Raw genomic sequence first — 26,507 nt, forward strand, 5'->3', positions numbered from 1 at the left:
AAGCATAAAAAAGCAGGCTGCTACTCCGTCCGGAATAGCAGCCTGCTTTTTTATGCTCTGGTCAGCACTGAATGGTAGTCACACTACCTGCGCCATTACGCCTAGTTGTAGCCGTTGCCCTTTTTGGACTTCACGTCGGCCACGAACTCCTTTACCCGTTGCTCTTCCGTGCGCTTACAAATCAGCAGCACGTTGTCGTATTCGGCAATAATGTAGCCGTCGAGGCCCTGCACCACGACGAGGCGCTCGGAAGGCGTTTTGATAACACACTCGCGCGTATCGTAGAGCAGCGCATCGCCGTCTACCACGTTGTTATCGGCATCGTGGTGGCCCATGCGGTGCAGCGAGTCCCAGGTGCCCAGGTCGCTCCAGCCGAAGTCGGCGGGCAGCACGTACACGTTGTCGGCCTTTTCCATCACGCCGTAGTCGATGCTGATGTTGCGGCAGCGTGTGTAGGCCTGGGTAATAAATTCGGCTTCGTCTTCAGTGCCCAGCTCGCTGATGCCTTCGTCAAACACTTCGGCAATATCGCCCAGGTACTGGTGAAAGGCGTGGATGATGACATCGGCACGCCACACAAACAGGCCCGAATTCCACAGAAAGTCGCCGCTATCCACAAACATGCGGGCCAGCTCCAGATTGGGCTTCTCGGTGAAGGTTTTCACCTTCTTCACGTTTTTGGGCAAGCCGCTTTTGCTGTCTTCGTCGATGTACTGAATGTAGCCGTAGCCGGTGTCGGGGCGGGAGGGCTGAATGCCCAGCGTGAGCAGCACCTCGTGGTTTTCGGCCACGTCAATGGCCTGCCGAATGATGTTGCGAAACTCCTCCTCGTGCAGCACGGCGTGGTCGGCGGGCGTCACCACGATGGTGGCCTGCGGGTTGCGCTTGGCAATGCAGTAGCTGGCGTAGGCAATGCAGGGCGCGGTGTTGCGCCCGATGGGCTCGCCCAGGATCTGGGAAGCGGGCAGTTCCGGCAGGTGCTGCTGCACCAGCTCGGTGTAGTCGCGGTTGGTGACAACAAATACGTTTTCGGGCGGGCAGATTTCTTTGAACCGGTCGACGGTGAGCTGCAGCATCGAGCGGCCTACGCCCATCACGTCGTGAAACTGCTTGGGCAGGTGGGTACGGCTGAAGGGCCAGAAGCGGCTGCCGATACCACCGGCCATCACGACGAGGAACGTGTTCTGATTCATCAGTAAGAAGACAATTAAAGGGTGTTACCACGCCCAAAAAAAGCAAACATGGTATTTAAGCGTAAAGTAATGTAACTATTTGACTATACCAAGCCCTCGCGCAGCAAGTCGTGCAAGTGGATGAACCCGCTGAACCGACCTTGTTCAGTGACAATGAGTTGGGTGATATTACGATTTTGCATCCGGACTAAAGCCTCGGCCGCAAAGTCGTCCACATCAATGCTCATCGGCTGGGGCGTCATAATGTCGCGGGCCCGCACGTCGTCCAGATTCGTGAAGTTGGTGAGCATGCGGCGCAGGTCGCCATCGGTGATAATGCCCAGCAACTGCTGACCTTCCTGGTCCAGAACGGCCGTGGCCCCGAGGCGTTTGCCCGATATTTCCAGGATGATTTCCTTGAGCGGCGCGTCTTCCGGCACCTGGGGCGTCTGGTTCTGCCGGCTCAGGTCGCCTACCTTCAGGTAGAGCTTCTTGCCCAGCGTGCCCCCGGGGTGCAGGCGGGCAAAGTCGGCGGAGGTAAACTCGCGCGACTCCAGCAAACACACGGCCAGCGCGTCGCCCAGGGCCAGGGCCGCGGTGGTGCTGGTGGTGGGCGCCAGATTGTGCGGGCAAGCCTCACGCGTGACGGGAGCATGCAGCACGTAGGTGGCCTGCACGCCCAGGTAGGAGTCGGCGTTGCTGACCAAGGCAGCCAGCGGCACGCCCTTGCGCTTGAGCAGCGGCACCAGCACTTTTATTTCGGGCGTGTCGCCGCTCTTGCTGATGGCAATGACAAAATCCTCGGGCTGAATCATGCCCAGGTCGCCGTGAATGGCGTCGGCGGCGTGCATAAACAGCGCGGGGGTGCCCGTGGAGTTCAGTGTGGCCACCATTTTACCCGCAATGTGGGCACTCTTCCCGATGCCGGTGACTACGACCCGACCCCGTAAAGAGAGTATGGCGGCTACGCATTGTGCAAAATCCGGCGTTTGGGCAATGGCCTCGGCCACGCCCCGAACGGCGTCAGCTTCTTCGAGAAGCACTTTTTTTGCAATTGTGATGGTGTCGTTCTGCTGTTTCAATCTAAATTTGTCTAGATTGAGTAGCCAACACCGAAGTGTTGGTGCTCAAGTCTGCAACCCAAAAGAGCAAGTGGAAATGTCGATGCCAGCGGTAAAACAAGCAGTCAAGCGTGAGGCTGATCTGAAAGGCAAGTTAAAGGAAGTTTTTGGGTACGGTCAGTTCCGCGGTACACAGGAAGCCATTATTCAGAACGTCATTGAGGGCAACAATACCTTCGTGATTATGCCTACCGGCGCCGGTAAGTCCTTGTGCTACCAGCTGCCCGCCCTCATTCTGCCCGGCACGGCCATCGTCATTTCCCCCCTGATTGCCCTGATGAAAAATCAGGTGGACCAGCTCAACGCTTTCGGCGTGAATGCCCAGTTTCTGAACTCGACCCTGTCGAAGTCGGAAATCAACCGGGTGAAAAAGGACGTCATCAGCGGCGAGGTGAAGCTGCTCTACGTGGCGCCCGAGAGCCTGACCAAGGACGAAACCATCGACTTCCTGCAGAAGGCCACCATCAGCTTCGTGGCTATTGATGAGGCCCACTGTATTTCGGAGTGGGGCCACGACTTCCGGCCTGAGTACCGCCGCATCCGGGGCATCATCGACAATATCGGCCAGGTGCCCATTATTGCCCTCACGGCCACGGCCACGCCCAAGGTGCAGCTCGACATTCAGAAAAACCTGCAGATGGACGAGGCCTCGGTATTCAAGACCTCATTTAACCGTACCAACCTCTACTACGAAGTACGGCCCAAGCACAACACCAAGAAGCAGCTGATTCAATACGTGAAGCAGCACAAGGGCAAAGCGGGCATCGTGTATTGCCTGAGCCGCAAGAAAGTGGAGGAAATTGCCGAGCTGCTGCGCGTGAACGACGTGCGCGCCCTGCCCTACCACGCCGGCCTCGACCCCCACGTACGCATGGCCAACCAGGACGCTTTCCTCAACGAGGATGCCGACGTGATTGTGGCCACCATTGCCTTCGGCATGGGTATCGACAAGCCCGACGTGCGCTTCGTGATTCACTACGACACGCCCAAGTCCATTGAGGGCTACTATCAGGAAACCGGCCGCGGCGGCCGCGACGGTTTGGAAGGCAACTGCCTGATGTTCTACAGCTACGACGACATCGTGAAGCTGGAGAAGTTCAACAAGGACAAGCCCGTGACCGAGCGCGATAACTCGAAGCTGCTGCTCCAGGAAATGGCTAACTACGCCGACTCGGCCGTGTGCCGCCGCAAGCAGCTGCTGCACTACTTCGGTGAGCATTTCGAGAAGGACTGCGGCTTCTGCGACAACTGCCGCCACCCCAAGGAGCGGTTTGAGGCCAAGGACGAAGTGCTGATGGCCCTCAAAGCCGTGGTGCAAACCGAGGAGCGCTTCGGCATCGAGCACATCGGCACGGTGCTCATGGGCATGAACAACGCCCACGTGGAAAGCTACGGCCACAATGCGCTGCCGGTGTACGGGCTGGGTAAAGACCACGATGCGGCCTTCTGGCACTCGGTACTGCGGCAGGTGCTGCTGAATGGTTTCCTGGAAAAGGATATTGAGAATTTCGGCGTTGTGAAAATTTGTCCGAAAGGCTTAGATTTCATTGAGAATCCGCATTCAATCAAACTCACCAAGGACCACAACTACGAGGAAGAGGTGAAAGAAGAGCAAGAAAAAGAGGAAGTCCAGGAAGCCGCTGGCCACGATGCCGCGCTTTTTGAGATGCTGAAATCCTTGCGCAAGAAGATAGCCAAGGAGAAAAACCTGCCCCCCTACGTGCTGTTTCAGGACCCGAGCCTGAAGGAAATGGCCACGACCTTCCCCACCAAGATTGACGACCTGGCCCACGTGGGCGGCGTCGGGTTGGGCAAGGCCCAGAAGTTTGGGCAGCCCTTCCTGGCCCTGATTCAGAAGTACGTCGAGGAAAACGACATCGTGACGGCCGCCGACGTAGTGGTGAAATCGGCCGTCAACAAGTCGAAAATCAAGATCTACATCATTCAGCAAATCGATAAGAAAATGGACCTGGAGGAAATTGCTTCCTCCAAGGGCATCGACATGCGCGAGCTGATGGAGGAGATTGAGCACATCTGCTACTCCGGCACTAAGCTCAACCTTGACTACTACATCGACGGCGTGCTGGACCACGACCGCCAGGAGGAAATCACCGACTACTTCCTGCAGGCCAGCACCGACAATATTGCCGTGGCCCTCAAGGAGCTCGGTGCCGACGAGTACACCGAGGAAGATCTGCGGCTGATGCGCATCAAGTTCCTGAGCGAATACGCCAACTAGAGCTTCTCGCCCGTCCATGAATTATGAAAAGCCACTCCTGCGGGAGTGGCTTTTTTATTTCAAACCCAACTAGCCGCAACCTGAGAGTAAGCCGAAAGTCTTTAGCAAAAATTTATCTTCGGGTCGCACTCCTAAACCCAATTCCTTTATGCCCACGTTTTCCCCTCCCACAGTCAAGCAGCTCGGCCTCGCGGTGCTGGCCAGTATGGCCGCGCTGCTCAGCACCGCGGCCGACAAACCGGCTCCGGCACCCAACCCGCTGATGCCCGGCTTCAACCAGGTTATCGACTTTCGGCGGGCCACCAAGGCCGACGTGAAGCAGGCCACGGATGTGCTTATCAGTAGCACCAAAACCTCGTTGCAGGCCATTTATAAGGTGCCGGCCACCAAGCGCACCTTCGCCAACACCATGCTGGCGCTGGACAACCTGGGCGACAACATCGGCACCATTGCCGGGCCCATCAGCATCCTGTTCAACGCCAGCCCCGACTCGGCCATCCGCAACCAAGCTCAGAAAAGCATTGCCGTCATCAGCAAGTATGGCAACGAGCTGGAGCTGGACGAGCAGCTCTACAAGGCCGTAAAGGACTATTCGAAAACCAAAGAGGCCCAGAGCCTGACCGGACCGCGCAAAAAGTACCTGACCGAAACGGTGGAGGACTATGAGCGCAACGGCTTCGCCCTTACGCCCGAAAAGCGCAAGGAGCTGCAGGCCATCAACGACAAAATCGGGGACCTGAGCATTGCCTTCGGGGCCAACATTGCCAAAGACCAGGGCTTCCTGCTGGTGAATGTAGCCGACATGAAAGGCCTGCCCGAGGACTACATCAAGAGCCGCCCCAAGGCCGGTGACGCCTACCGCATCGGGCTGGACGGCCCCGCCTACGGCACGTTCATGAAGTATGCCGAGTCGGATGCCATGCGCAAGCAGCTCTACACGCTCTATAACAACCGCGCCGCCGACAAGAACCTGGACGTGCTAAAGCAGCTGCTGATCGAGCGTCAGAAAAAGGCCACCCTGCTGGGCTACAAGACCTACGCCGCCTACCAGACCAGCAGCCGCATGGCCAAAACGCCCGAAACCGTCTGGGCTTTCGAAACCAAGCTGGTAGACCGCGTGAAGCAGAAAAGCCAGCAGGACCTAGAGGAGCTGCTCGTCGTGAAGCGCGCCTACACCAAGGACGCCGGCGCCAAAACCATTAACCCCTGGGAAAGCACCTTCTACAACAACCTGCTGATGAAGGACAAGTACCAGCTCGACGCGGAGAAAATCAAGGAGTACTTCGAGGTGAGCAAGGTAGTCGACGGCCTCTTTCAGACCACGCAGAGCCTGTTCGCCCTCAAGTTCAACGAGGTGAAAGACCCCTCGGTGTGGCACAAGGATGCCCGCATGTTTGAGGTGCAGCGCGACGGTAAGCTCATCGGCCGCTTCTACCTCGACCTGTTTCCGCGCGACAACAAGTACACCCACGCCGCCTGCTTCGGCGTGAGCAGCGGCAAGGCCACGCCCAAGGGCTACCAGATTCCGACGGCCGTGCTGCTGTGCAACTTCAACGCGCCCACGCCCGGCAAGCCGGCCCTGATGAGCCACCCGCAGGTGGTGACTTTCTTCCACGAGTTTGGCCACGTGATGCACAACCTGCTGACCACGGCCGAGCTGTCGTCGCAGTCGGGCACCAGCGTAAAGCGCGACTTCGTGGAGGCACCCTCCCAGATTCTGGAAAACTGGGCCTGGAACTACGACGCCCTGAAGACCTTCGCCAAGCACTACCAGACCGGCGAGGTGCTGCCCAAGCCGCTCTACGACAAGATGTGGGCCGCCCGCAACGTGGGCTCGGGTTTGGCCGCGTCCCAGCAGATTCTGTACGGCACGCTCGACATGACCCTGCACGACAAGTTTGACCCCACTGGCACCGAAACCACTACCGACGTGGTGAAGCGCCTGCAAAACCAGATTACGCCCTTCGCCTACGTGGATGGCACCAACATGCAGGCCGCTTTCGGCCACCTCACCGGCTACGGCGCCGGCTACTACGGCTACATGTGGTCGAAAGTATACGCCGAGGATATGTTCTCCGTGTTCGAGAAGAACGGCATCATGGACCAGAAAACCGGCCTGCGCTACCGCGACATGATCTTGGCCCGCGGCGGCACCGATGAGGAATACAACCTGGTGAAGGAATTCCTGGGCCGGGAGCCCAACCAAGAGGCTTTCTTCAAGTCGCTGGGCCTATAGCGGGTTCCAGCAACACATAAAAAGGCCCGGTAGCAGCTGCTACCGGGCCTTTTTATGTGTTGCTGGAACGGCTTAAAACCTAGCAGTACTCGTCGAAAGCGCCCTGCAGGTTGTCGACGATGCGCATCAGGTCATTGCCTTCGATGTGGTGCCGCTCGATTACGTGCACCAGCTCGCCGTCCTTGAAGAGGGCAATGCTGGGCGACGAGGGCGGATAGGGCAGCATATGCTCACGGGCTTTGGCTACGGCTTCGGTTTCCATGCCAGCAAACACCGTTACGAGCTTGGCGGGCTTCTTCTCCGAGCTCGACACGGCCATTTTCAGGGCCGGGCGGGCTTTGGCGGCCGCGCAGCCGCATACCGAGTTAACGGCCAACAGCACCGTGCCGCTTTGCGAGTTCAGAACCGAATCAACTTCTTCGGGGGTCATCAGTTGCTCGAAACCAGCCGACGTGAGGTCTTGCCGGATGGGAGCTACCATGTATTCAGGATACGTTGCCATTGCTAAAAAATGGGCTGAAAGTGAGAATGAGAGAAATCAGAAAATAAGGCCCTAAGGCCGGACAAAAATACGCAAACTCCGGCGGCCATGCTTGCATAACCCACCGACCATGCCAATGGTTAGGCCCCTAACACCAGCAGCTGTATTTCCTGTTCAATATATTTGTGGGTATGACCTACGAATCCTTCGTTGCCTGCCTTGCCGAGGCCGAGCCGCCTACCGGTATTTCCTTGGTCCTGCAGGGTCTCTGGTACGCGGGCCGGCAGCAGTGGGAACAGGCTCACACCCTGGCCCAGGTCACCGACCGGGACCAGCGGCACAACTGGCTGCATGCCTACCTGCACCGGCAGGAAGGCGACCTGGGCAACGCGGCCTACTGGTACCGGCGGGCCGGCCGCAGCGTTTTTACCGGCTCTTTGACCGAGGAGTGGGAGCAGCTGGTACGGGCCCAGCCGGAAATTGCGCGCTAGTCGTTGCGGCAGAATAGTAACGACAAAATGCTATTCAAGAGAAAGAAAAGAGGCAGTTGGGCCGTTAGGGCAAATAAAAGTACATTTAAGGTGTCAGACTACACCACTCCCATCAACATGCAGAAAGTCTTACTCCTTGCCCTTGGGCTGGGCTTATCGGCCACGACGGCGCAGGCGCAGGTAGATACCGTGCGGGCTTCTACCCTGCCGCCCGCCCAGCAGGCCGAAAAGCTCTATAACAGCGGCGTAGCCAAGTATAACAGCAAAAGCTACCGGGCCGCCATTCAGGATTTCGACAAAGCCCTGACCCTGCGGCCCGATTTTGCCAAGGCCTTCTACAACCGCGCCACCACCCGCTACGAGCTGAAGGAGTACCAGATGGCCGTGCAGGACTACGACCAGGCCATTAAGTTGGAAGCCACGGGCTTCAGCAACTACTTCGGGCGGGCCCAGGCCCAGGAAGCCCTGGGCAAGCCCGCCGAGGCCGAGCTGGACTACGGCAAAGCCACCGAAATCAAGCCCGACTACGCACCGGCCTGGTACTACCGCGGGGCCCTGCTGTTCGAGAAAGGCGACTTCAAAGCGGCCAAAGCCGATTTCGACCAGGCTATTAAAGTCGACCCGAACTATGCCTATGCCTACCACGACCGGGCCAGCGCCCAGCGTAAGCTCAGCAATTTCGACGCGGCTATTCAGGACTACACCAAGGCCCTGAGCTTGCAGCCCGATTTCCTGCCGGCTTTGCTCAACCGCGCTGCCGCCAAGCGCCGCGCCAACGACCTGAAAGGCGCCCTGGCCGACTATAACGCTTACCTGAGCAAAAAGCAGGACAACGCCACGGCCTTCACCAACCGCGGCAGCACCCGCTACGACGCCGGCGACTACAAAGGCGCCGTGGAAGATTTCACCAAGGCCATTGAGCTGGATGGCAGCTACGCCTTTGCCTGGAACAACCGCGCCGCGGCCCGCCTCAAGCTGGACGACTACAAGAATGCCGCCGCCGACGCCTCCAAGGCCATTGCCCTCAACGCCCAGTACGCCGAGGCTTACATGAACCGCGGCCACGCCCGCGAGATGCTGCGCGAGGCCGACGGGGCCTGCCAGGACTGGAAAAAAGCCGCCGAGCTGGGCCTGGAAACCGGCTCTAGCTATGCCGCCAACTCCGGCTGCGGTGCCGAATAATGCTTTGCTTTACCCCTACGCCCTCCTACTCTGCAAGAAAGTGGTCCTCATGTCTAGAATTCTGCTCCTAGCTCTACTCCTGCTCACGCAAGTTGCCGCGGCCCAAAACGTGGAGTTTGACAAAGACAATTTCCGGTCCGACAAAGACGGGCTGAAGGAAGCCCAGCGGGAAATCAAAACCGGCGACGAGTGGTACGATATGGACCCGCCCCGCTACGAGCAGGCCCTGCCCCACTACCTACTGGCCCAGAAGTTCAACCCCAACAACGCCCGCCTCAACCTGCGCATCGGCGACTGTTATCTGCACTCGGGCTACAAGCCCCGCGCCCTGCCCTACCTCCAGAAAGCCTACCAGCTCAATGCCGACATTGACCCGCGCATTCATTACCTGCTGGGTCAGGGCCTGCACCTGAATGCGAAGTGGAACGAGGCCATTGCCGAGTACAAAGCCGCTCAGCCTGCCACTGCCGGTAAGAATACCGCCCAGCTCACGGCGGCTATTACCAAGAAAATAAAGGAGTGCGAAAACGGGCAGAAGCTGGAGAAAAACCCTTCCCGCGTCTTTATCGACAACATCGGCGCCGCCATCAACTCGCCTTACGCTGACTATGGCGCCGTCATTTCGGCCGATGAATCCGTGATTCTCTTCACCTCGCGCCGCGACAACTCGACGGGCAAGGAGCGGGACCCCGAAACCGGCGGCTTCTTCGAGGATATCTACCAGAGCACGCGCACGGCCAACGGCTGGTCGGCGGCCCGCAACCTGGGCAAGCCCGTCAACAACGAAGGCCACGACGCCACGGTCGGCCTCGCGCCCGACGGGCAGCGCATGCTGGTGTACGTGGAAGACAACGGCGGCGACCTGCAGGAAGCCGAGCTGCGCGGGGCCGCCTGGAAGAAGCCCGAGAAAATGGGCCCGCGCATCAACAGCAAGTACCACGAATCGTCGGCGGCCTACACGCCCGACGGCCGCAGCCTGTATTTCGTGAGCGACAAACAGGGCGGCCTCGGCAACCGCGACATTTACAAAGTGGAGATTGAGGGACGCGGCCCGGCCGTGAATCTGGGTTCCACCATCAACACGCCCTACGGCGAGGAAGGCGTGTTTCTGCACCCCGACGGCAAAACGATGTACTTCAGCTCGGAAGGCCACAACTCGATGGGCGGCTACGACATCTTTAAGTCGGTGTTCGAAAACGGCAAGTGGAGTCAGCCCGAAAACCTGGGCTGGCCCATCAACACCCCCGACGATGATGTGTTCTTCGTGATTTCGGCCTCGGGCCGCCACGGCTACTATTCCTCCTTCCGCGACGACGGGCTGGGCAGCAAAGACATCTACCAGATTACGTTCCTGGGAGCTGAAAAGCCGCCGGTATTGTCGCAGGAAGACCAGCTGCTGGCTTCCCGCGCCCAGCCGGTGAAAGAAGCGTCGCTGGCGCCACCGGTGCCCATTGCCACGGCCCAGGTAACCATTCTGAAGGGCGTGGTGACCGATGAGGCCAGCAAGCTTCCCCTGGAGGCTACCATCGATGTGGTCGACAACTCGCGCAACGAGCTGATTGCTTCCTTTCGGGCCAATGCCCAATCGGGCCGCTACCTGGTGTCGCTGCCTTCGGGCGTGAACTACGGCATCGTGGTGCGGCAGGAAGGCTACCTGTTTCACTCCGAAAACTTCGACCTGCCCGCCGGTGCGGCTTACTCGGAAGTGGTGAAGGACATTGCCCTGAAGAAGCTGAATGTGGGCGTGAAAGTGGTGCTGAACAATATTTTCTTTGACTTCGACAAGGCCAGCCTCCGCAAGGAAAGCACCGCCGAGCTGGAGCGTCTGCAGAAGCTGCTGGTCGAAACGCCCGCCCTGCGCCTCGAAATTTCGGGCCACACCGATAACGTGGGCAAAGCCGAATACAACAAGGATTTGAGCCAGCGCCGCGCCAAAGCCGTAGTAGACTACCTAGTGGCCAAAGGCGTAGACAAGGGCCGACTGACCTTCGCCGGTTACGGCGACTCGCAACCGGTAGCCACCAATAACACTAAAGGTGGCCGCCAGCTAAACCGCCGCACCGAATTCAAAGTAATTGGCAAATAAACTCGCCAATTGAGGTGCTTCTGGTGCCTGCTACCTTTTCACTATGCCGTTTTCCACCGACAAACTTCCGCCCTTCGAGCCTGCCTTGCGCGTATTGGTGGCCGATGACAACGAGCTGAACCAGCTTGTGGTCTGCCGGGCGCTGGAAGACTGGAACGTGGAAGTGGCCCTGGCCGACAATGGGCGCCAGGCCGTTGAGCTAGCCACGGCCCAGACCTTCGACGCTATTCTGATGGACGTGCAAATGCCGGAAATGGACGGCTACGAGGCTACCCGGCGGCTGCGCAGCTACCCGCCACTGCTCCGGCTGCCCATCATTGGCCTCACGGCTTCCGCCTCGGCCGAAGATCAGGCTTTGGCCTTAGCCGCCGGTATGAATGCCACGCTGGCCAAGCCTTTCGACCCGGCCTTGCTGCACGCCAGCCTGGCTCATTACACCCGTCTTTCGGCGCAAGCCGCCACCCAGCAGCGGGAAACTACTGATCCGGATGCGCCCATCGATGGCCGGATTGAGCCCGACTGGAGCATCCTGGAAGAACTAGCCTCCGGCAACGAAGCTTTTATTGCGCAAATAATTACCACCTTTCTGCAGCAGACGCCCGCGCTCTACCAGGAGCTGGTCCTGTCCTCCACCGATTCCGGCTCAGCTGTTCAGGCCCGGGTGGCCCACAAGCTGAAAGGGCAGGTTGTTTATTTCGGGGTGCCAGCGCTGCAGGTACAGCTCGAACAGCTCGAAAGGCCAGGCACTTCTCTCAGCGCCGCCAGCTCGCAGCAGTTAGTAGACAGTATTGGAAAGCATCTTTCATTGTTATATCCTCAGCTCGAGTCTCGTTTACAGCAGCATTCCTCCTAGAAAGCTGCCTTAAAAGACATATATTCTAGTTCTCCGGTCTTCTTATACCTTTGGCCTTATGCCAGCACCCACCTCCTCCCTGCGTTGTCTCGTTGTCGACGACGATCCGCTATCCGTTCAGATTGTTACGAACTGCATTGCCAATACTCCTTTCCTGACGGCGGTCGGCACTTACGATAACGCCCTGGCCGCGTCCGAGCAGCTGCGTGCCCAGCCCGTCGACCTGCTGTTTCTCGACGTTGAGATGCCGCTCATGTCCGGGCTCGATCTGCTCAGCACCCTGCAGAATCCGCCCCTGGTTATCCTCATTACGAGCAGCAAGGAATACGCCGTTGAAGCTTTCGAGTACGACGTAGTCGATTACTTGGTAAAGCCCATCAGCTACGCACGGTTTCTGAAAGCGGCCCAGAAAGCCCTCGAGCTGTTTGAGGATGCTACCGAATCTACTGCGCCTAGTACCGCCAACGCCGCCAGCACCGACCCCGATTTCACCTTCGTCAAGGTCGATACCAAGCTGGTTAAGGTGCTTTTCAACGATGTTTGCTACGTGGAAGCCCTTGGCGACTATGTCCACATTGTAATGCCCCACAGCAAGCTCATCGTCTACAGCACCATGAAGGCTGTCGAGGAGAAATTTCCCGGCGCCATGTTTGTGCGGGCTCACCGCTCTTTTATCGTCAATCTGAAGCGCGTGCAGGCCATCGAGGATAACACCATTACCATTGATAACAAGCAGATTCCCATCGGCCAGACCTACCTGCGGGAAGTTTTGCAGCGGCTAAACAAGTTTTAGCCCTTGGTATTCGCTCCCGCCGCCTTCTAAAGCGAATCAGTACCCGGTTACTGTGGGATACCTGGCTCCTGCGGCATCCGTATTATGATCAGCCACTTGTTGCCCTCGCAGCCGTTATCGGCGCTTAGAGGTGATAAGTGGCTGTTTCATTGCTGCCTATACATCCACACTAGGCAGCAGTCAACATATTACGCAGGAGCTACACTATTCTTTCTTCTGATACTGCAATATTTTTCCAGTCATACTGCATTATATCAATATTGTTTTGTTTCTTTGTGAGCATACATACACGCCTACTCTTCTGCTCCCCTTCTTCATGAAGAAACTTTCCTTCTTCTTTGTTGCTGCCGTCTTGGGTAGCGTCTTATCTGCCACCGCACAACAAGTCCCTGATCTGCGGACTCAGGCCGTCGAAAATACGCGCAAGCTTGCCCAGCAGATTGCCCTCGACGATGCGCGCACTACTCAAGTAAAACGGGCCACTTACGAACGGCTTGTTCAGGAAAACGACCTCAAGCAGATGTACAGCATCGACCCGGCTATGCTGCAAAGCAAGATGGCCGTGGTAGATAAGGAATATGCCGAAAAGCTCAAAGGCATGCTGACTGAGGCGCAGTATCAGCGGTACGTAGCCCTCACGACTGTCTCAGCACCAGTGCCAGTACCAGCTACTACCGCCGTTGCCGTTGCGCCACCAGCAACTCCCGTAGCGGCTGTGGCAGCCCGGCCAGTATCGGCTCCCAAAGCCCCAGCTAAGAAGGTAGTCGTACCGAAGCCCAAGACTGTTTCTGGCACGCCGGCCAAAAAAGCATTGCCTAAAGCACACGCCAGCACGGCGGTGGGCAGCCGCTCCTAGGCCGATATCCGGGCCCGACGCGCTTGTTCTTCGGCTTTGTTGCTGGCCACATTAGCCCGCAGCATATCCAGCGTCATGCCCCATAAGGCCTCGTATGGGATAATCTCGATTTCGGCATAGGCCTCCCCCGGCTGAGGGGCATCGTGCAGCCGGTTCAGCAAAGGCTGGCCTTTCTTGCTGCAGGCCTCCGGATCGAAGTTTTCCTTTACCGTCAGCACCAACAAGCGAAAAAACAGCTGGCTACGCAGCGTAGCCGACTCTCGTAAGTGGCGTTGCTCGTATTTGCGCAGGCTCTCAAGGCGGGCCAGCAGGTTTTCTACATCCTGGCGCCGCAAGAAGTTTAAGTACTGCAATATCAGAATAGCCACATTATAGCCCTGCTTGTCTCGGCTGTAGTCCGGTACGGTTTGCACAAACTGGTTGAAGTGCCGCAGCGTTAGGGGCGAATTCTCCGGCTGCAAAAAGTAGATATACGCTTTATATAAGTCCCAGCGCTGCCGGGCTGCCGCCCGCTGCTTGCGGAAGTAGGGATTTTTGTGGGCCATTTCCAGCAGTTGCTGCGCTTGGCTATACTGCCCGGCGTGCAAGGCCAGTAGTACGTAGTTTTCCATGAAAAAAAACCAGTTGCCGGAAGAAGGGTGAAAATCCTTCAGATATCCTTCCGACAGCTGTAGACCTTTGCTGGCCTGCTTGCTATGCAGGTAGGCATACGCCGTCATGTAGTTATTGAAACGGCTGTCAAACCGGCGCCGATTAATTTTTCCTTTTGCCCACAGCTTTTCGGTCGTGGTAGTCACTTTGATTATCTCCTCGTAATTACCCGTAAACTCCAGCAGGGTAAGCTGCGTCAGGTACAAGTAGTTGAACGTGATGTAGCTCTGGGCTTTTTCATGCAGCTGCTGCAGTTGCGCCAAGTAGCCCGGCAGTTCGTTCAATAAGGCACGCCTGGCACGCACCGTGTGCGCCTGGGCCATTTTGCTGCTCCAGTATATCTGTCCGGCTTCATCCTCCAACGCCATCAAATGCTGTAGTTGCTTTAGCTGCTTGCTTACGGATCTGTAGCGGGCGGGCTGGCGCAAATCCACATACAGCTTGCTGAGCAGGCGGGTGGCCATTACCGCATACTCCGTAAACTCTCCCTCGATAGCCTGCCGCAGGCACTTGCGCAAGAGCTGCTCGGCCAGCATGTACTCTCCTTCGCGGTACAGAATAGTGACCTGGTGGTATAACCCTATACACTGCAATTCGTATCTTCTCGACACCAAGTGACGCGGATCCGACTGTTCCAGGAAGTACAGATGATTCAGAAGCTTTTGCTGCACCCGCGACTTTAGCTTGCGAAAAGACGTGTTGCTTGTGGTCGAAACCTTTCCGTACAGCGCTTTGGTTAGCTGCAACTGAGTACTATCTGGCTCGTTTTCAAGCAGCCGAATAAGCTTCAGGTCTTTGTTAAATGCCTTTTTAGCGGAAAAATCAAACAACGGTGACTCCTTGACGCGGCGGTCTGTCACAATTTTGGCCAGATTACTGAGTTTTTCCATGTCTAAATCGGCGTTGATACCTTGCACTTAGCATATGCAAGTTGAAAAAAGGAGAATAAAACCTGTCACAAATTGACAAATTATTTCCTTTATTTCTTGGCTCTAACCGTTGCACCTTTGTGATTGGGTAAATCTATCTTGTGGGAGTTCAAAAAGTCACAATTGGAATACATTCACAACGCTTGAGTGCTCACGATATATCACAATGCGCTGCAACAATGATCTAGCGCTTAATCAATAGCTTAAAAATTCAATTTACTATAAATTTAATCAAAGTCACTTTTGTCGAATATCTTTCCTTTACGCAGGCTTATATGTGAAGCAACTTTGTGTCATTCCAACTCCCGAACGACTCAACATCTCAAAGCGCCATGTTAGAACTCATCGCCATTGCTCTGCTTCAGCTCGCCAGCTTCACAAATGCTCCTGAAGCTAACGACACCCGCGCCAACACCGATAAAACGGTTATTGTCGCAACACCTTCTGAAGCCGAACAAGGCGGCGGCGGCTGGGGCGGCGACTAAGCGACTCGCACCTGCGGCCTGTGGCGTTCGGCTTCCTGTAGAATGTTAATTAACTTGCCCGGCACGCGTATCCGAGCAGTAACCTCTTCATGAAGCACCTTGTACTTGGAATTCTGGCTGTGATGAGCGGCGCATTTTGCGCCTGCTCATCCCGCCAGGAAGTAAATAAGTCGGCCATTCGTATTCGCTGGGAGCGGGACCCCGAAAATCTGGATCCTCTGGTACTGCCCAACGAAAACGCGCTTGAAGCTGCCAACCTACTCTATTCCAGTCTCCTGTCTGTCGACCCCAGCAAGCAGCAGTTTACTCCCTGCTTAGCTGAAGCGTTGCCCACGGTAGAGCAAACAGACTCGCTTACTCTGCTTACATACCGCATCCGCCCCGAAGCAGTATGGGATAATGGCCAGCCCGTGCTGGCACAGGATGTGGCATTTACCTTGAAGGTGATGAACTGCCCCGGGCTCCCCACGGAGAGCAATCAGGCGCAGTGGGGCTTTATCCGGGATATCCGCCTGGATTCTACTGATTCCCGTCGCTTCACGCTTGTTTGTTCGGGTCGGTCGCCGGAATACGCATGGTCTTCTGGCGATTATATTATTCTACCAGAATATCCGCTGGATCCTAAGGGCCAACTGCGCCCTTTCTCACTCACCGCGCTACGCGCCGATACTGCCGCAGATCAACATCATGCGGCTATTGGCGCTTTTGTGCGTCGGTACAAGCAGGCACAGCTTGACCACCACCCGGAGCGCCTGCCCGGCTGTGGCCCTTATACCCTAGAAGCCTGGGAAACCAATCGTTTTATTTCCTTTAAGCGCAAGCCCAAGTGGTGGGCCGATCAGCTTCGGTCGGAATTGTTGCCCCTACAGGCTCACCCGGCAAAGCTGAATTACCAGATTATTCCGGATGCGGCCACGGCTGTGTTGGCTCTGCGTCGTGGGGATCTGGAAGTGTATCCGGGAATGCCCGCCAAAGAGTTTCAGCGTCTTCGGCAAGACAAGGACAACGGCGCCACGCTGCAGTTCTACACAGCCGATTCGTATAAAATGATAACGGCTTGCTTTAACATCAGACGCCCGGCTTTACAGGACAAAATGACGCGGCAGGCTCTATCCCATCTGTTCAACGTTCCGGCTTTAATCCAAGCCACTCAGCAGGGCTTGGCCTTTCCCAGCGTCGGGTTGATACGGCCAAACTCGGGCCCAGGCTATAATGATAGCCTGCCCCTACCCACCTATGACCCTAATACGGCCCTTGCCTTGCTGCAAAAAGCGGGTTGGCAACGCCAGACGGATGGCGGATGGCTGCGCCGCGCCGCTACCGGAGCGCCAGAGCGTCTTCGTCTCACGATTAGCTACCGCACCACCGACCCGGCCTTTGAAACCATAGCCCTGCAACTGCGCAGCGCGGCGGCACAGCTGGGCATTCCAGTGCAGCCGCAGCCCCTGGAGTCGTCACTGTTTCGGGAAAAGCTACGCGCCGGCACAGTCGACATGTATCTGTTTACGATTACCGGCAACCCGTTTGTCTACAATTTTGCCCCCATTCTGCACACCAAAAGCATAGGCACGGGTAACCATACCGGATTTGGAACTGCCGCCAGCGACCAGCTGATTGAGGCCATTGCCGCCGAGAAGCAGGAGGCACGTCAGGTGCAGCTGCTGCGCCGCTTCCAACGCCTGTTGCACGACGAAAAGCCGCTAACGGTACTGTTCTTTTTACGCTCCCGCGTGGCGGCTTCTGCTCAGCTTACGAATTTGCAGGTAACTGGGCTGCGGCCAGGCTACATGGCCACGGCTATACAGGCCAAACCAGCCGCGCAGTAGGGCATGAGGCGGTTTCTGTTAGCTCGTCTGGCCCGCGCAGTACCGGCAGCCTGGGGAATAATTTCCATCATTTTTCTGCTCAGCCGGTCGTTATCGGCCACTCAGACCGTTTCGGAAGAGCTGCAAAGCAGCATTGCGGGCCATACCGCCACGCCTAAGCAAATCCGAACTACGGAGCGCCTGATTCGCAGACGCCTAGGCCTTGATTTGCCCCTGTTTTACGTGACGCCGGCCGCGCAGTCTACCTCGGGAGCTTTGGCTTGGCGCTGGCAGTGGCAGGGGTTTCAGAACCAGTACCACCGCTGGCTCCTTGGCGTGTTGCGGGGCGACTTGGGCTACTCTTTTCGGGATGGGCGGCCCGTGACAACCCAGCTCCGGCTGGCCCTGGGCGCGACCCTGCCACTTACGGCCGCTGCTTTTCTGGTTACCAGCGTCTTGGCCCGGTGGCTGACTCTGTTTCTTGCCAACCACCGCGGGCTTCGTACGGCCCTGTTATCGGCCTTGCACGTCCTGCACGCGCTGCCCCTCTTTGTTATTGCCCTGCTGCTGCTGCTGCTGCTGGCCAACCCCGACGCGCTGTCCTGGTTCCCGGCCTATGGTTTAGCTGACTTTGGTGATAACACCTCCTGGAGCATACAGGTATTGCAGTATCTGCACCACTTGGCGCTTCCCTTGTTCAGCTTGGTGTTGGTGAGTCTTCCTTCGTTGGTCGTGCAGCTCGACTATGCTCTTGCCCGCGAGCTGCAAGCCGACTATGTAGTGACTGCCCGTGCCAAGGGTCTTCCCCAGCGGCTGGTTGTCCGCCATCATGCGTTGCGCAATGCCCTTTTGCCCGCCATTACTTATTTAACTGATCTGCTGCCCGCGCTGGTAGCTGGTGCTGTTGTGGTGGAGCTGATTTTTGCGCTGCCGGGCATGGGCCGCCTGCTGGCTGAAGCGGCAGCGGCCCGGGATTTCCCCATTCTGCTGGGGGCGGTACTACTCATTGCCGGAACCCGCTTAGGCGCGCAAATTCTGGCTGACTGGCTCTATTACCAGGCTGACCCACGAATTCGGCTGGAGGTGTGAAGCAGCTAAGCCGATACGTTTCTCTGGTGTGGCTGTTGGTGCTACTGCTGCTAAGTGTATGCGCGGAAATCCTGCCCCTACCCTACGCCCCCGATACACCTGACCTGGACGCCATTGCTGCTGCTCCCTTTTCCGGCGCGCATTGGCTGGGCACCGACTCGGCGGGCCGTGACGTATTGGCCGGGCTGATTTTTGGCGCGCGTACGGCCCTCCTGATTAGTCTGCCGGCTACGATAGTATCAGCCTTGCTGGGCACATTCCTTGGCAGTATAGCTGGCTACTGGGGCAACCAACGTCTACGGCTGTCAGCTGTAGTCATGGTTACTCTGGGTCTCCTGGGGCTAGCGGTAGCGGTACTGAATGCCAGCCTGGGAGTATATCTCAGCATAGGCGCCGTGGCATTCGGCGGGCTGGTAGTGGTGAGGCGAATTTCCGGAAAATTGTCTACCACCCACCCGGTGCCGCTGGACGCCGCGGTGCTGCTGCTGATTGCCCTGTTGACGGCAATTCCCCGCCTCGTGCTGGTGTTGGCTTTAGCCGCTGTTCAGCCCCCTTCTGCGCCTATGCTGCTGATAACCTTGGCCCTGATTTACTGGCCCTCGACGGCGCAGCTGGCCCGGGCCGAAATGCAGCGCATCCGCCAGCTGCCCTACATGGAAGCAGCACGGGCGCTGGGGCTACGCGACTGGCAGCTTATTCTGCGCCATGCACTACCGGCAGTATGGAAGGTCGTAGGGGCGGCGCTGCCGCTCAGCGTAGCAACACTTATCGGGCTGGAAACCACCCTTTCTTTCTTGGGAGTAGGCCTACCGCCCCAAACGGCCAGCTGGGGACGCACGCTAGCCAGTGCCCGGCAGGAGCCCACTGCCTGGTGGCTCATTGTGATGCCCGGCACCGTACTCGTGTGTACGATGCTGGCCCTTCGCCAACTTGCCTTGACTTCAATCAAAAAAGAGAAACGCGGCGAATAGATCTGTCACAAATGAGGCACTATTCGGCGCTTATCCTTTTCATTGTGCAGCAGTACCGTACCAGGCCAACTGCTTATATAGCGGCATTTAAAAAGCAATAGGAGAATTTACTGGCAGGAACAGTAGATAAATTATGCCCTATTCCCTCTGCGTCTTCTCCAATTATCAAGGCTCATTACACTGTCACAATTACGCTTAAATCATCCTTTACAGCAGCTGATTCCTGCCCTAATATTGTCATATAGAAACAGCCAGCCATACCAGTGCACTGCTTCTTACCGACTGTTGGCCGTCTCGCAATGAAGGCTACTCAGTCACAATAGCTGAAATTTTTCCGTCGTAGTCCGGCGCAAAATAATAGAGAATGGGTGCAACCGCTACTCTGCTCGTAGCGGCAAAACCCGAAGGTTGTTGCAATAGGTGTGTAAAAAAACCGCTGGCTTTGCCAACGGTTTTTTTGCGTTTAGGCTCCGTTAAAAGTACTGTTTCTCTAGCTCCTAGCCCTCCGTTTGGCGGGCTAAGAGCGCTATACCATCCTGAAACGTGTGGGGCTGGTAGCCAAGCTGCTGCTGCGCTTTGGTGATGATAAAGCCGGTGCGCAAAGGCCGCCGCGCCGGCTGCGAAAAGCTATTGGCATCAACCCGGCTAATCAGCTCCCGATTCAGCCCAAAGAAGTCGGCTACCTGCAGCGCCATCTGGTAGGGTGTGAGCAATTCACTGCTGCTGATGTGGAAGATGCCCGTAGCGTGCTGCCGGGCCACCAGCCAGCAACCCTGCGCCAGATCTTCCGCCAGCGTAGGCGTCCGGAACTGGTCGTCGACAACCTTAATTGGGGTATTGGCTCGCAGCGAGTCGCGCACCCAGAGCACAATGTTTGTACGGCCGTAGTCGTGGGCGGTGCCATACACCAGCACGGTGCGCACAATGGCCCACGGGGCCGGGCTGGCCTGCACTAGCTTTTCAGCAGCCAGCTTGCTTTCGCCATAAAAATTGACTGGGCTGGGAATGGCATCTTCCGCCAGCGGCCCTTCTTCCCCACTGAAAATAAAATCGGTGCTGACGTGCGTCAGATGAATATCTAGCTGCTCACAGGCTTCCAGCAAGTGCTCCACGGCCGTCACATTGTGCAGCCAGCAGGCTTCCCGATTCAGTTCGCACTCATCCACGTTGGTCATGGCTGCGGTATGAATCAGGTGGGTGGGGCGCTCCGCCCGTAGCACCGCCTGCACCTGGGCACGGTCCGTCACGTCAAGGGGCACGAAACGCACCGCCGGATACAGCTCAGCCAGCTTATTAGCGCCCCGTGACGTGGCAATCAGCTCGACGCCGGGCTGCGTCTGGAGCAGGGCCACCAGCTTCTGCCCCAGCAGCCCGTTGGAGCCGGTAATTAGGATTCGGTTGATCATGACAAGGACAGCAGCTTACTCGTATTTGTAGCCGTAGAGCTCCGTGATTTTTTTCTTTTTCAGCTTCTCGACTTTCATCGTCATTTTGATGTCCGTCGTCGGCCGGTCGCGCATGTCCTTGGGTTGAGCGGCAATTTTATCGATGATGTCCAGGCCGCTGATTACCTGCCCAAACACCGTGTAGCCCCCGTTGAGGTGGGGGGTGCCGTCATGGTTTTGCACGATATAAAACTGGGTGCTGCTGCTGGCTTTCGTGGGATTCACGAAGTCGCCCTGCCGGGCCGCGGCCAGAGCGCCGTATTTGTGCGAGAATTCGGGGCGAATTTCGGCGGGAATGGTTTTGTCGTTGTCCGGTCCCAGGCCGTCGTTAGCCGGATTTGAATCTTTAGAGTTGCCGTCGCCGCCCTGAATCATGAAATTCGGGATGACGCGGTGGAAAGTGGTGCCGTTGTAAAAGCCAGTTCCCGCCAGCTTCAGGAAGTTTTCCTTGTGCAGGGGCGTCGCATCGAATAACAGCACGCGGATGTCACCGAGGGAAGTACTGATGGTAACGACCTGGTCTTTCTTACTTTTTTTGGGCGCTTTGGCCGCGTTGGCCACCGGAGCCAGGAAGCAAATCAACAGCCAGCAGAGCGCCGCAGCGCGGAAAAGGGACTTCATAGCGAAAGGAAAGTGAGGAATGGAAAGGCAAAACTACGTGGTTTCGGATGGCTGGGCTACACCAGCGGCGCCGAGACAACCGGACTAGCGGAATTTTGCGCGCCCAGCCCGGCGAATCTGCGAAATATCCGTATTGTGCGCCAAGCTCGTCTTTAACTTTTCCCTATGCCCGTTTCTTACTCTGCTTCTCCGCCGCCGCACTGGTTTCCCAAGCTGCTTCTGCTGGCGTATATCATTCTGTTCAGCGTCCTGGCCATCAACCCGGCTGAGCGGGGCACCTGGGTGGCCGAAAACGCGCCCATTATGGTCATTGCCGCGGCCCTAACGGTTCTGTACGTGCGCGGCGTGCGGTTTTCCAACCTGGCCTACCTGCTGATGAGCGTGCTGCTGTTCATGCACACTATCGGCGGCCACTACACCTTCGAGAAGGTACCGTTTGCGTGGTTTAATGAGCTGTTTGGCTTCAAGCGCAACATGTATGACCGGGTGGCGCACGTCAGCGTCGGGTTCTACGCCTTCGCCATTCTGGAGCTGATTGACCGGTATCAGGTTATCCGCAACCGGACCGTGGCCTACCTGTTTCCGCTGTGCGTAATTGGTACCGTGGCCATGGCCTATGAAATCCTCGAGTGGGTGTATGCCGAAACGGCGGGCGGCGACGCCGGGGCCGCTTTTCTGGGTAGTCAGGGCGACATCTGGGACGCGCAAAAGGATATGCTAGCCGACACGGGCGGTGCCATCTTCGCCCTGCTGCTCTACTGGCTACGGGAGCGTTTTGCAACTCCGCAGCCTCCGGCTCAGACTATTTAAGCCACAAAAAAGGCCGGAAGCAGTTCCGGCCTTTTTTGTGGCTTAAATTCGCGCACTATCTAGCTCTCAGCACGCTGGCTGCGAATGTCATCGAGAATCTGGCGGCCGCCCCGGCCGAGGATCCGCTCGGCCAGCTCGATGCCCATGGCTTCTACCTGCTGCGCATCCGTGGCCGTCAGGGTTTCTTCCAGATACTGCTCCCCATCGAGGCTGATCAGGCCGCCGTGCAGCTGCACCGCGCCTTCCGTAGTGAAGGTTGCCAGGGCAAAGGAGGGAATGCTGCAGCCGCCTTCCATCGTGCGCAGGAAGGCGCGCTCGGCCAGCAGGCAGGTGTGCGTGGGCTCGTGGTTCAGGCTGCGCTGCAGAAGTTCTTTCAGGGCCGGCTCCAGACTACGGGCGCACTCGATGGCAACGCTGCCCTGCCCGGTGGCGGGCACAAACTGGGTTTCGGGCAGCACATGGCGAATCAGCTGGTCGTACTCCATGCGGTGCACGCCGGCGTAGGCCAGCACCAGGGCGTGGTACTGGCCTTCCTCCAGCTTGCGCAGGCGGGTTTGCAGGTTGCCGCGGGCTTCGGCCGTGGTGGCGTGCGGGTAGTGTCGGCGCAGCATGGCCTTGCGGCGGGTGCTGCTGGTACCCAGAATCAGGTCGGGGCGGCTTAAGTCGAGGTCAGGATCGAAACTGACGATGACGTCGTTAACCTTCTCGCGCTCCATGAAAGCCAGTAGCTCCAGATCCTCGGGAATAGTGCTCTGCACGTCCTTGGCACTGTGCACGGCAATGTCGATGGCGCCGGTGCGCAGACTTTCCTCCAGTTCTTCGGTAAACACGCCCTTGGCCCCGATTTTATCCAGGGAGCGGTCCAGCACTACGTCACCTTTGGTCGTGATGATGACAATTTCGGTGGCCAGCTGGGCTAGCTTCAGACAAGCAGCTACGTGGTGGGCTTGCCAGAGCGCCAGTCGGCTGCCCCGGGTACCAATACGAATAGGTCGGTTGAAATCCATGAACAAGAGAAAAACGGCAATCGGGAAAGGCAGCCAATCAAACCACAAAATTTACTTTTGAATTCCTGTGAATTCGAGCGTCCGGCTGCGCATTATTGATCCGGCAAAGGTACACCCGTCGGCTGCCTCACGGTGGCTATAGCATGATTAGCACCTAATATATCAAATTAGCAAACTGTATTTTCTGCGTTTACAGGCTTTAGGCTGGTATTTTCAGCAGCTCAGCAATCCGCAGAGACGTATCCACGAAGACCATCCGGGGGTTGGCGTTGCGCTCAATGTGGTAGTGCGCGTCGTTGAACTCCTGGCTGAGCGCGTCGGCGTTGGCGCGGTGCACGAAGCGGCTGAAGCCCGAGACGAACTGCTGCTCGGCGGCCGGCAGGTGGGGCACAAACTGCGCGTCGATGCCGAAGAGCAGCACCTTGCGCAGAATGCCGAGGCCAAATTGCAGAAACTCCTTCTGATTTTCGCGGCCCATCTTCTGAAACTCGTCGGTCTTGGCCAGAATCAGGTCGACTTTGTAGCCGTAGCACTGGCGCATCCACTCCACAAAAAAAGTGAAGTAGTCGTTGTCAGCAGCGGCTTCGCGGGACGCTAGGGCCGCGCCGAGGTTGCCTTCCGCGAGCTGGGCAATCTGGCGGGCCTTCACTTCGGGCACCTGGTGCTGGTCGCGCAGAAACGTGGTGATTTCCGTTTCGGAATAGGGCCGCACCACCACGGGCTGCACCCGGCTGATGATGGTGGGCAGCAGCTGCTCGGGCGAGAAGCTTACCAGCAGAAAAATGGTGGCGGGCGGCGGCTCTTCCAGCAGCTTGAGCACGGCATTGGCCGCAGCTGGGTGCATCAGCTCGGGCAGCCAGATAATGACGACTTTGAACTGCGCCTCGAAGGCCTTGAGCGACACGAGCTTCAGCAGCTGCACGCTTTCTTCTTTCGAGATGCTGCCCTGCTTATTGTCGGCCCCGATGTGCTGCATCCAGTCGTTGAGACCCTGGTAGGGGTTTTCGAGCACGAAGCTGCGCCAGTCGGCCGCAAATTTGCTGCTAATGGCATCCTTGTTCACAACCTTGGTGGTGGTGACGGGCAGGATGAAGTTCAGGTCGGGGTGAATCAGCTTGTCGTTTTTCTGACAGGCCGGACACTGCCCGCACGAATCCTGGGCCTCGGGGCCGCGCTGCTCGCAGTTCAGAAAGGTGGCGTAGGCCAGGGCCAGAGCCAGAGCCGCCGAGCCTTCGGCCCCGCGAAACAGCTGGGCGTGGGCCACGTGCTGCCGGTGCACGGTTTGCACCAGCACCCGCTTGACATCAGTCTGGCCGGGTATGTCGGAGAAGCGCATGAATTGGTTAGTTACTCAGGCAGTGGTTCTTTCAGCAGCTTTAGCCTCGCTGCTGCAAGTCTGGAGACTTGCCGTGTGCGGCGGCCGAAGCCTTGGCCGGCTATACCAGCCAAGGCTTCGGCCAGCAAAATTACCGGCCGCTACTCCGCCGCCGGGGCCGGGGCATCTTTGCCCACGACTTTTTCCCAGATCCGGTCTTTGGCCGTCTGCTCAAACACGTGCTGCATGATGGCCTGCTCGGTGGCGTCGTAGTCGAGGTGGCGGCGGGCCATGACGCGCTCGGCTACTTCTGCCACTTTAGGCAGCTTGAAGGTTTCGAAGCCCGCGGCCCCACCCCAGCTGAAGGACGGAATAAAGGTGCGCGGGAAGCCGGCGCCGAAGATGTTGGCCCCGACCCCGACGACCGTGCCCGTGTTGAACATCGTGTTGATGCCGCACTTGCTATGGTCGCCCATCATCAGGCCGCAGAACTGCTGGCCGGTATTCACGAAGCGGCCCGCGCTGTGGCTCCAGATTTTCACCGGGGCGTAGTTGTTTTTCAGGTTTGAGGTGTTCGTGTCAGCCCCCAGGTTGCACCATTCGCCAATCACGGAGTTGCCCAGATAACCGTCGTGGCCCTTATTGGAGTAGCCCAGCAGGATGGAGTTGCCGACCTCACCGCCTACTTTGCTGTGTGGCCCCACGGTGTTGTCGCCGCGCATTTTGGCCCCGGCGTTGATGTGCGAGCCTTCACACAAGGCCAGTGGGCCTTTAATGATAGCGCCTTCGTGCACCTGCGAGTTTTTTCCCAGGTAAATCGGTCCGTCCTCGGCGTTGAGAATAGCCGCCCGAATCTTGACGCCTTCCTCGATAAAGATGTTTTCGGGGGCATACACGATGGTATGCGCATCGCCAATGGGCTGCGAGGTGCGGCCCTTGGTCAGGAGGGTAAAGTCGCGGCGAATTTCCGGCCCGTTCTGCATAAACAGGTGCCATACTTCGCGCAGGGCAATAACAGGCTCGGCTACTTCCCGCGTGTTGGTGAAGCCATCCTGAATCAGCTCGGCAATGCGGGCGGCATCGGCCAGATGGGCAGCCACCAGCAGTTCACCGTCCATCAGGGCCTCGCCGGGCTGCAGGGCCTGCACCTGCTTGGCGAGCAGCTCGTCGGGGCACACCGCACCGTTGATAACCAGAGCCGCACCACCCACCGGACCCGCCGGATACTTGGCCTGCAGGTACTGCTCGGTCAGGTAATGCACGGGCTGCTGCAGGCGGTGCTGCCACTTTTCCGCAATTGTCAGGATGCCGCAGCGCAGGGCCGCTACCGGGCGCGTGAAGGTGAAGGGCAGCAGATTGGGCCGGATGGCAGGGTCGTCGAAGAGCAGAACAGTCATGCGAGGCAGAAAATAAATGGCGGAAAACGGAGGCCGGAATTCGAAGCGGCAAGTTAGGGCCTTGGTCGTAGAACGCCTGCCTGCGGGCACAATTTTGCGGCTTCGTCCTGCCCAGGGGCCAACAAAAAACTCCTTCCGGCGGGGCCGAAAGGAGTTTTGTATAAGCTAGTAAGCAGCAGGCATCCGCTTGCGGCCACCGGCCAGAGCTAAGCTTTCTTCTGGTAGCGGTTGCGGAATTTCTCAACGCGGCCAGCGGTGTCGATAAACACGTTTTTGCCGGTGTAGAAAGGGTGCGAAGCGCTGCTAACTTCCACCTTGATAACGGGGTAAGTCTTGCCGTCCTCCATCGTGATGGTCTCGTTGGAGTTCATCGTCGAGCGGGTGATGAATTTAAAGTCGCTCGACGTGTCCTGGAACACAACTTGGCGATACTCGGGGTGGATGTCTTTTTTCATGGTCGTGATGCCGTTTA

The 26,507-nt window shown here is 57.7% G+C and carries 23 protein-coding genes; 13 read left to right on the forward strand and 10 right to left on the reverse strand.

Annotation, left to right across the window (positions count from 1 at the left end):
- Positions 1-101 precede the first annotated feature (101 nt).
- Together LGH70_RS00415 and LGH70_RS00420 are read right to left on the reverse strand one after the other, a co-directional pair.
- Positions 102-1,193, reverse strand: coding sequence for a mannose-1-phosphate guanylyltransferase (locus LGH70_RS00415; protein ID WP_226181630.1), 1,092 nt, complete (start codon positions 1,191-1,193; stop codon positions 102-104).
- Positions 1,194-1,276: 83 nt separating this feature from the next.
- A complete protein-coding gene (locus tag LGH70_RS00420; protein ID WP_262905196.1) occupies positions 1,277-2,254 on the reverse strand; it encodes a KpsF/GutQ family sugar-phosphate isomerase in 978 nt (325 codons plus the stop codon).
- Between the two features lie 82 nt (positions 2,255-2,336).
- Between LGH70_RS00420 and recQ the strand changes: the two genes are divergently transcribed.
- Positions 2,337-4,532 (forward strand): DNA helicase RecQ, encoded by a 2,196-nt coding sequence (recQ, locus tag LGH70_RS00425; protein WP_431357414.1) that lies wholly within the window; start codon positions 2,337-2,339, stop codon positions 4,530-4,532.
- Between the two features lie 148 nt (positions 4,533-4,680).
- Positions 4,681-6,768, forward strand: coding sequence for a M3 family metallopeptidase (locus tag LGH70_RS00430; RefSeq protein WP_226181632.1), 2,088 nt, complete (start codon positions 4,681-4,683; stop codon positions 6,766-6,768).
- A 79-nt stretch (positions 6,769-6,847) separates the two neighbouring features.
- Here LGH70_RS00430 and LGH70_RS00435 read toward each other — a convergent pair whose 3' ends face one another.
- On the reverse strand, positions 6,848-7,270 hold the full coding sequence (locus LGH70_RS00435; RefSeq protein WP_226181633.1) for a BrxA/BrxB family bacilliredoxin: 423 nt from the start codon (positions 7,268-7,270) through the stop codon (positions 6,848-6,850).
- 170 nt (positions 7,271-7,440) lie between these two features.
- Here LGH70_RS00435 and LGH70_RS00440 point away from each other — a divergent pair, with 170 nt between their 5' ends.
- From LGH70_RS00440 to LGH70_RS00465, 6 genes are all read left to right on the forward strand, one after another.
- On the forward strand, positions 7,441-7,740 hold the full coding sequence (locus LGH70_RS00440) for a hypothetical protein (RefSeq protein ID WP_226181636.1): 300 nt from the start codon (positions 7,441-7,443) through the stop codon (positions 7,738-7,740).
- Positions 7,741-7,857: 117 nt separating this feature from the next.
- Positions 7,858-8,922, forward strand: a complete 1,065-nt coding sequence (locus LGH70_RS00445; protein ID WP_226181638.1) for a tetratricopeptide repeat protein — start codon at positions 7,858-7,860, stop codon at positions 8,920-8,922.
- Positions 8,923-8,971: 49 nt separating this feature from the next.
- Positions 8,972-11,008, forward strand: coding sequence for an OmpA family protein (locus LGH70_RS00450; RefSeq protein ID WP_226181640.1), 2,037 nt, complete (start codon positions 8,972-8,974; stop codon positions 11,006-11,008).
- A gap of 43 nt (positions 11,009-11,051) precedes the next feature.
- On the forward strand, positions 11,052-11,861 hold the full coding sequence (locus tag LGH70_RS00455) for a response regulator (RefSeq protein WP_226181642.1): 810 nt from the start codon (positions 11,052-11,054) through the stop codon (positions 11,859-11,861).
- 58 nt (positions 11,862-11,919) lie between these two features.
- Complete coding sequence (locus LGH70_RS00460; RefSeq protein ID WP_226181644.1) at positions 11,920-12,654, forward strand: LytR/AlgR family response regulator transcription factor; 735 nt, start codon at positions 11,920-11,922, stop codon at positions 12,652-12,654.
- 316 nt (positions 12,655-12,970) lie between these two features.
- On the forward strand, positions 12,971-13,510 hold the full coding sequence (locus LGH70_RS00465) for a hypothetical protein (RefSeq protein ID WP_226181646.1): 540 nt from the start codon (positions 12,971-12,973) through the stop codon (positions 13,508-13,510).
- Here LGH70_RS00465 and LGH70_RS00470 read toward each other — a convergent pair.
- The gene (locus LGH70_RS00470) at positions 13,507-15,051 is read right to left on the reverse strand and encodes a hypothetical protein (RefSeq protein WP_226181648.1); all 1,545 of its coding nucleotides are present in this window, start codon (positions 15,049-15,051) and stop codon (positions 13,507-13,509) included. The genes LGH70_RS00465 and LGH70_RS00470 overlap by 4 nt on opposite strands.
- Before the next feature lie 371 nt (positions 15,052-15,422).
- On the opposite strand from LGH70_RS00470, the gene LGH70_RS00475 reads away from it, so the two are divergent.
- The 4 genes from LGH70_RS00475 (at position 15,423) to LGH70_RS00490 (ending at position 19,440) form a co-directional block, all read left to right on the forward strand.
- Positions 15,423-15,575, forward strand: coding sequence for a hypothetical protein (locus tag LGH70_RS00475; protein ID WP_226181650.1), 153 nt, complete (start codon positions 15,423-15,425; stop codon positions 15,573-15,575).
- 89 nt (positions 15,576-15,664) lie between these two features.
- On the forward strand, positions 15,665-17,401 hold the full coding sequence (locus LGH70_RS00480) for an ABC transporter substrate-binding protein (RefSeq protein ID WP_226181652.1): 1,737 nt from the start codon (positions 15,665-15,667) through the stop codon (positions 17,399-17,401).
- Between the two features lie 3 nt (positions 17,402-17,404).
- Complete coding sequence (locus LGH70_RS00485; RefSeq protein WP_226181654.1) at positions 17,405-18,469, forward strand: ABC transporter permease; 1,065 nt, start codon at positions 17,405-17,407, stop codon at positions 18,467-18,469.
- A 440-nt stretch (positions 18,470-18,909) separates the two neighbouring features.
- A complete protein-coding gene (locus LGH70_RS00490) occupies positions 18,910-19,440 on the forward strand; it encodes an ABC transporter permease (RefSeq protein WP_226181656.1) in 531 nt (176 codons plus the stop codon).
- A gap of 497 nt (positions 19,441-19,937) precedes the next feature.
- On the opposite strand, the gene LGH70_RS00495 is transcribed toward LGH70_RS00490, so the two are convergent.
- On the reverse strand, positions 19,938-20,846 hold the full coding sequence (locus LGH70_RS00495) for an SDR family oxidoreductase (protein ID WP_226181658.1): 909 nt from the start codon (positions 20,844-20,846) through the stop codon (positions 19,938-19,940).
- Positions 20,847-20,861: 15 nt separating this feature from the next.
- Positions 20,862-21,506 (reverse strand): peptidylprolyl isomerase, encoded by a 645-nt coding sequence (locus LGH70_RS00500; protein ID WP_226181659.1) that lies wholly within the window; start codon positions 21,504-21,506, stop codon positions 20,862-20,864.
- A gap of 165 nt (positions 21,507-21,671) precedes the next feature.
- On the opposite strand from LGH70_RS00500, the gene LGH70_RS00505 reads away from it, so the two are divergent.
- Positions 21,672-22,316, forward strand: coding sequence for a DUF2238 domain-containing protein (locus LGH70_RS00505; protein WP_226181660.1), 645 nt, complete (start codon positions 21,672-21,674; stop codon positions 22,314-22,316).
- A 59-nt stretch (positions 22,317-22,375) separates the two neighbouring features.
- On the opposite strand, the gene hemC is transcribed toward LGH70_RS00505, so the two are convergent.
- From hemC to LGH70_RS00525, 4 genes are all read right to left on the reverse strand, one after another.
- Entirely contained in the window at positions 22,376-23,323 is a 948-nt protein-coding gene (gene hemC / locus LGH70_RS00510; protein ID WP_226181661.1) for a hydroxymethylbilane synthase, read from the reverse strand.
- Between the two features lie 199 nt (positions 23,324-23,522).
- On the reverse strand, positions 23,523-24,659 hold the full coding sequence (locus LGH70_RS00515; protein WP_226181662.1) for a DNA polymerase III subunit: 1,137 nt from the start codon (positions 24,657-24,659) through the stop codon (positions 23,523-23,525).
- A gap of 140 nt (positions 24,660-24,799) precedes the next feature.
- Complete coding sequence (locus LGH70_RS00520; protein WP_226181663.1) at positions 24,800-26,035, reverse strand: GlmU family protein; 1,236 nt, start codon at positions 26,033-26,035, stop codon at positions 24,800-24,802.
- A 206-nt stretch (positions 26,036-26,241) separates the two neighbouring features.
- Positions 26,242-26,490 (reverse strand): type B 50S ribosomal protein L31, encoded by a 249-nt coding sequence (locus LGH70_RS00525; protein ID WP_226172573.1) that lies wholly within the window; start codon positions 26,488-26,490, stop codon positions 26,242-26,244.
- Positions 26,491-26,507 lie beyond the last annotated feature (17 nt).

This window comes from Hymenobacter nitidus (assembly GCF_020447315.1).
GTDB classification, from domain to species: Bacteria; Bacteroidota; Bacteroidia; order Cytophagales; family Hymenobacteraceae; genus Hymenobacter; species Hymenobacter nitidus.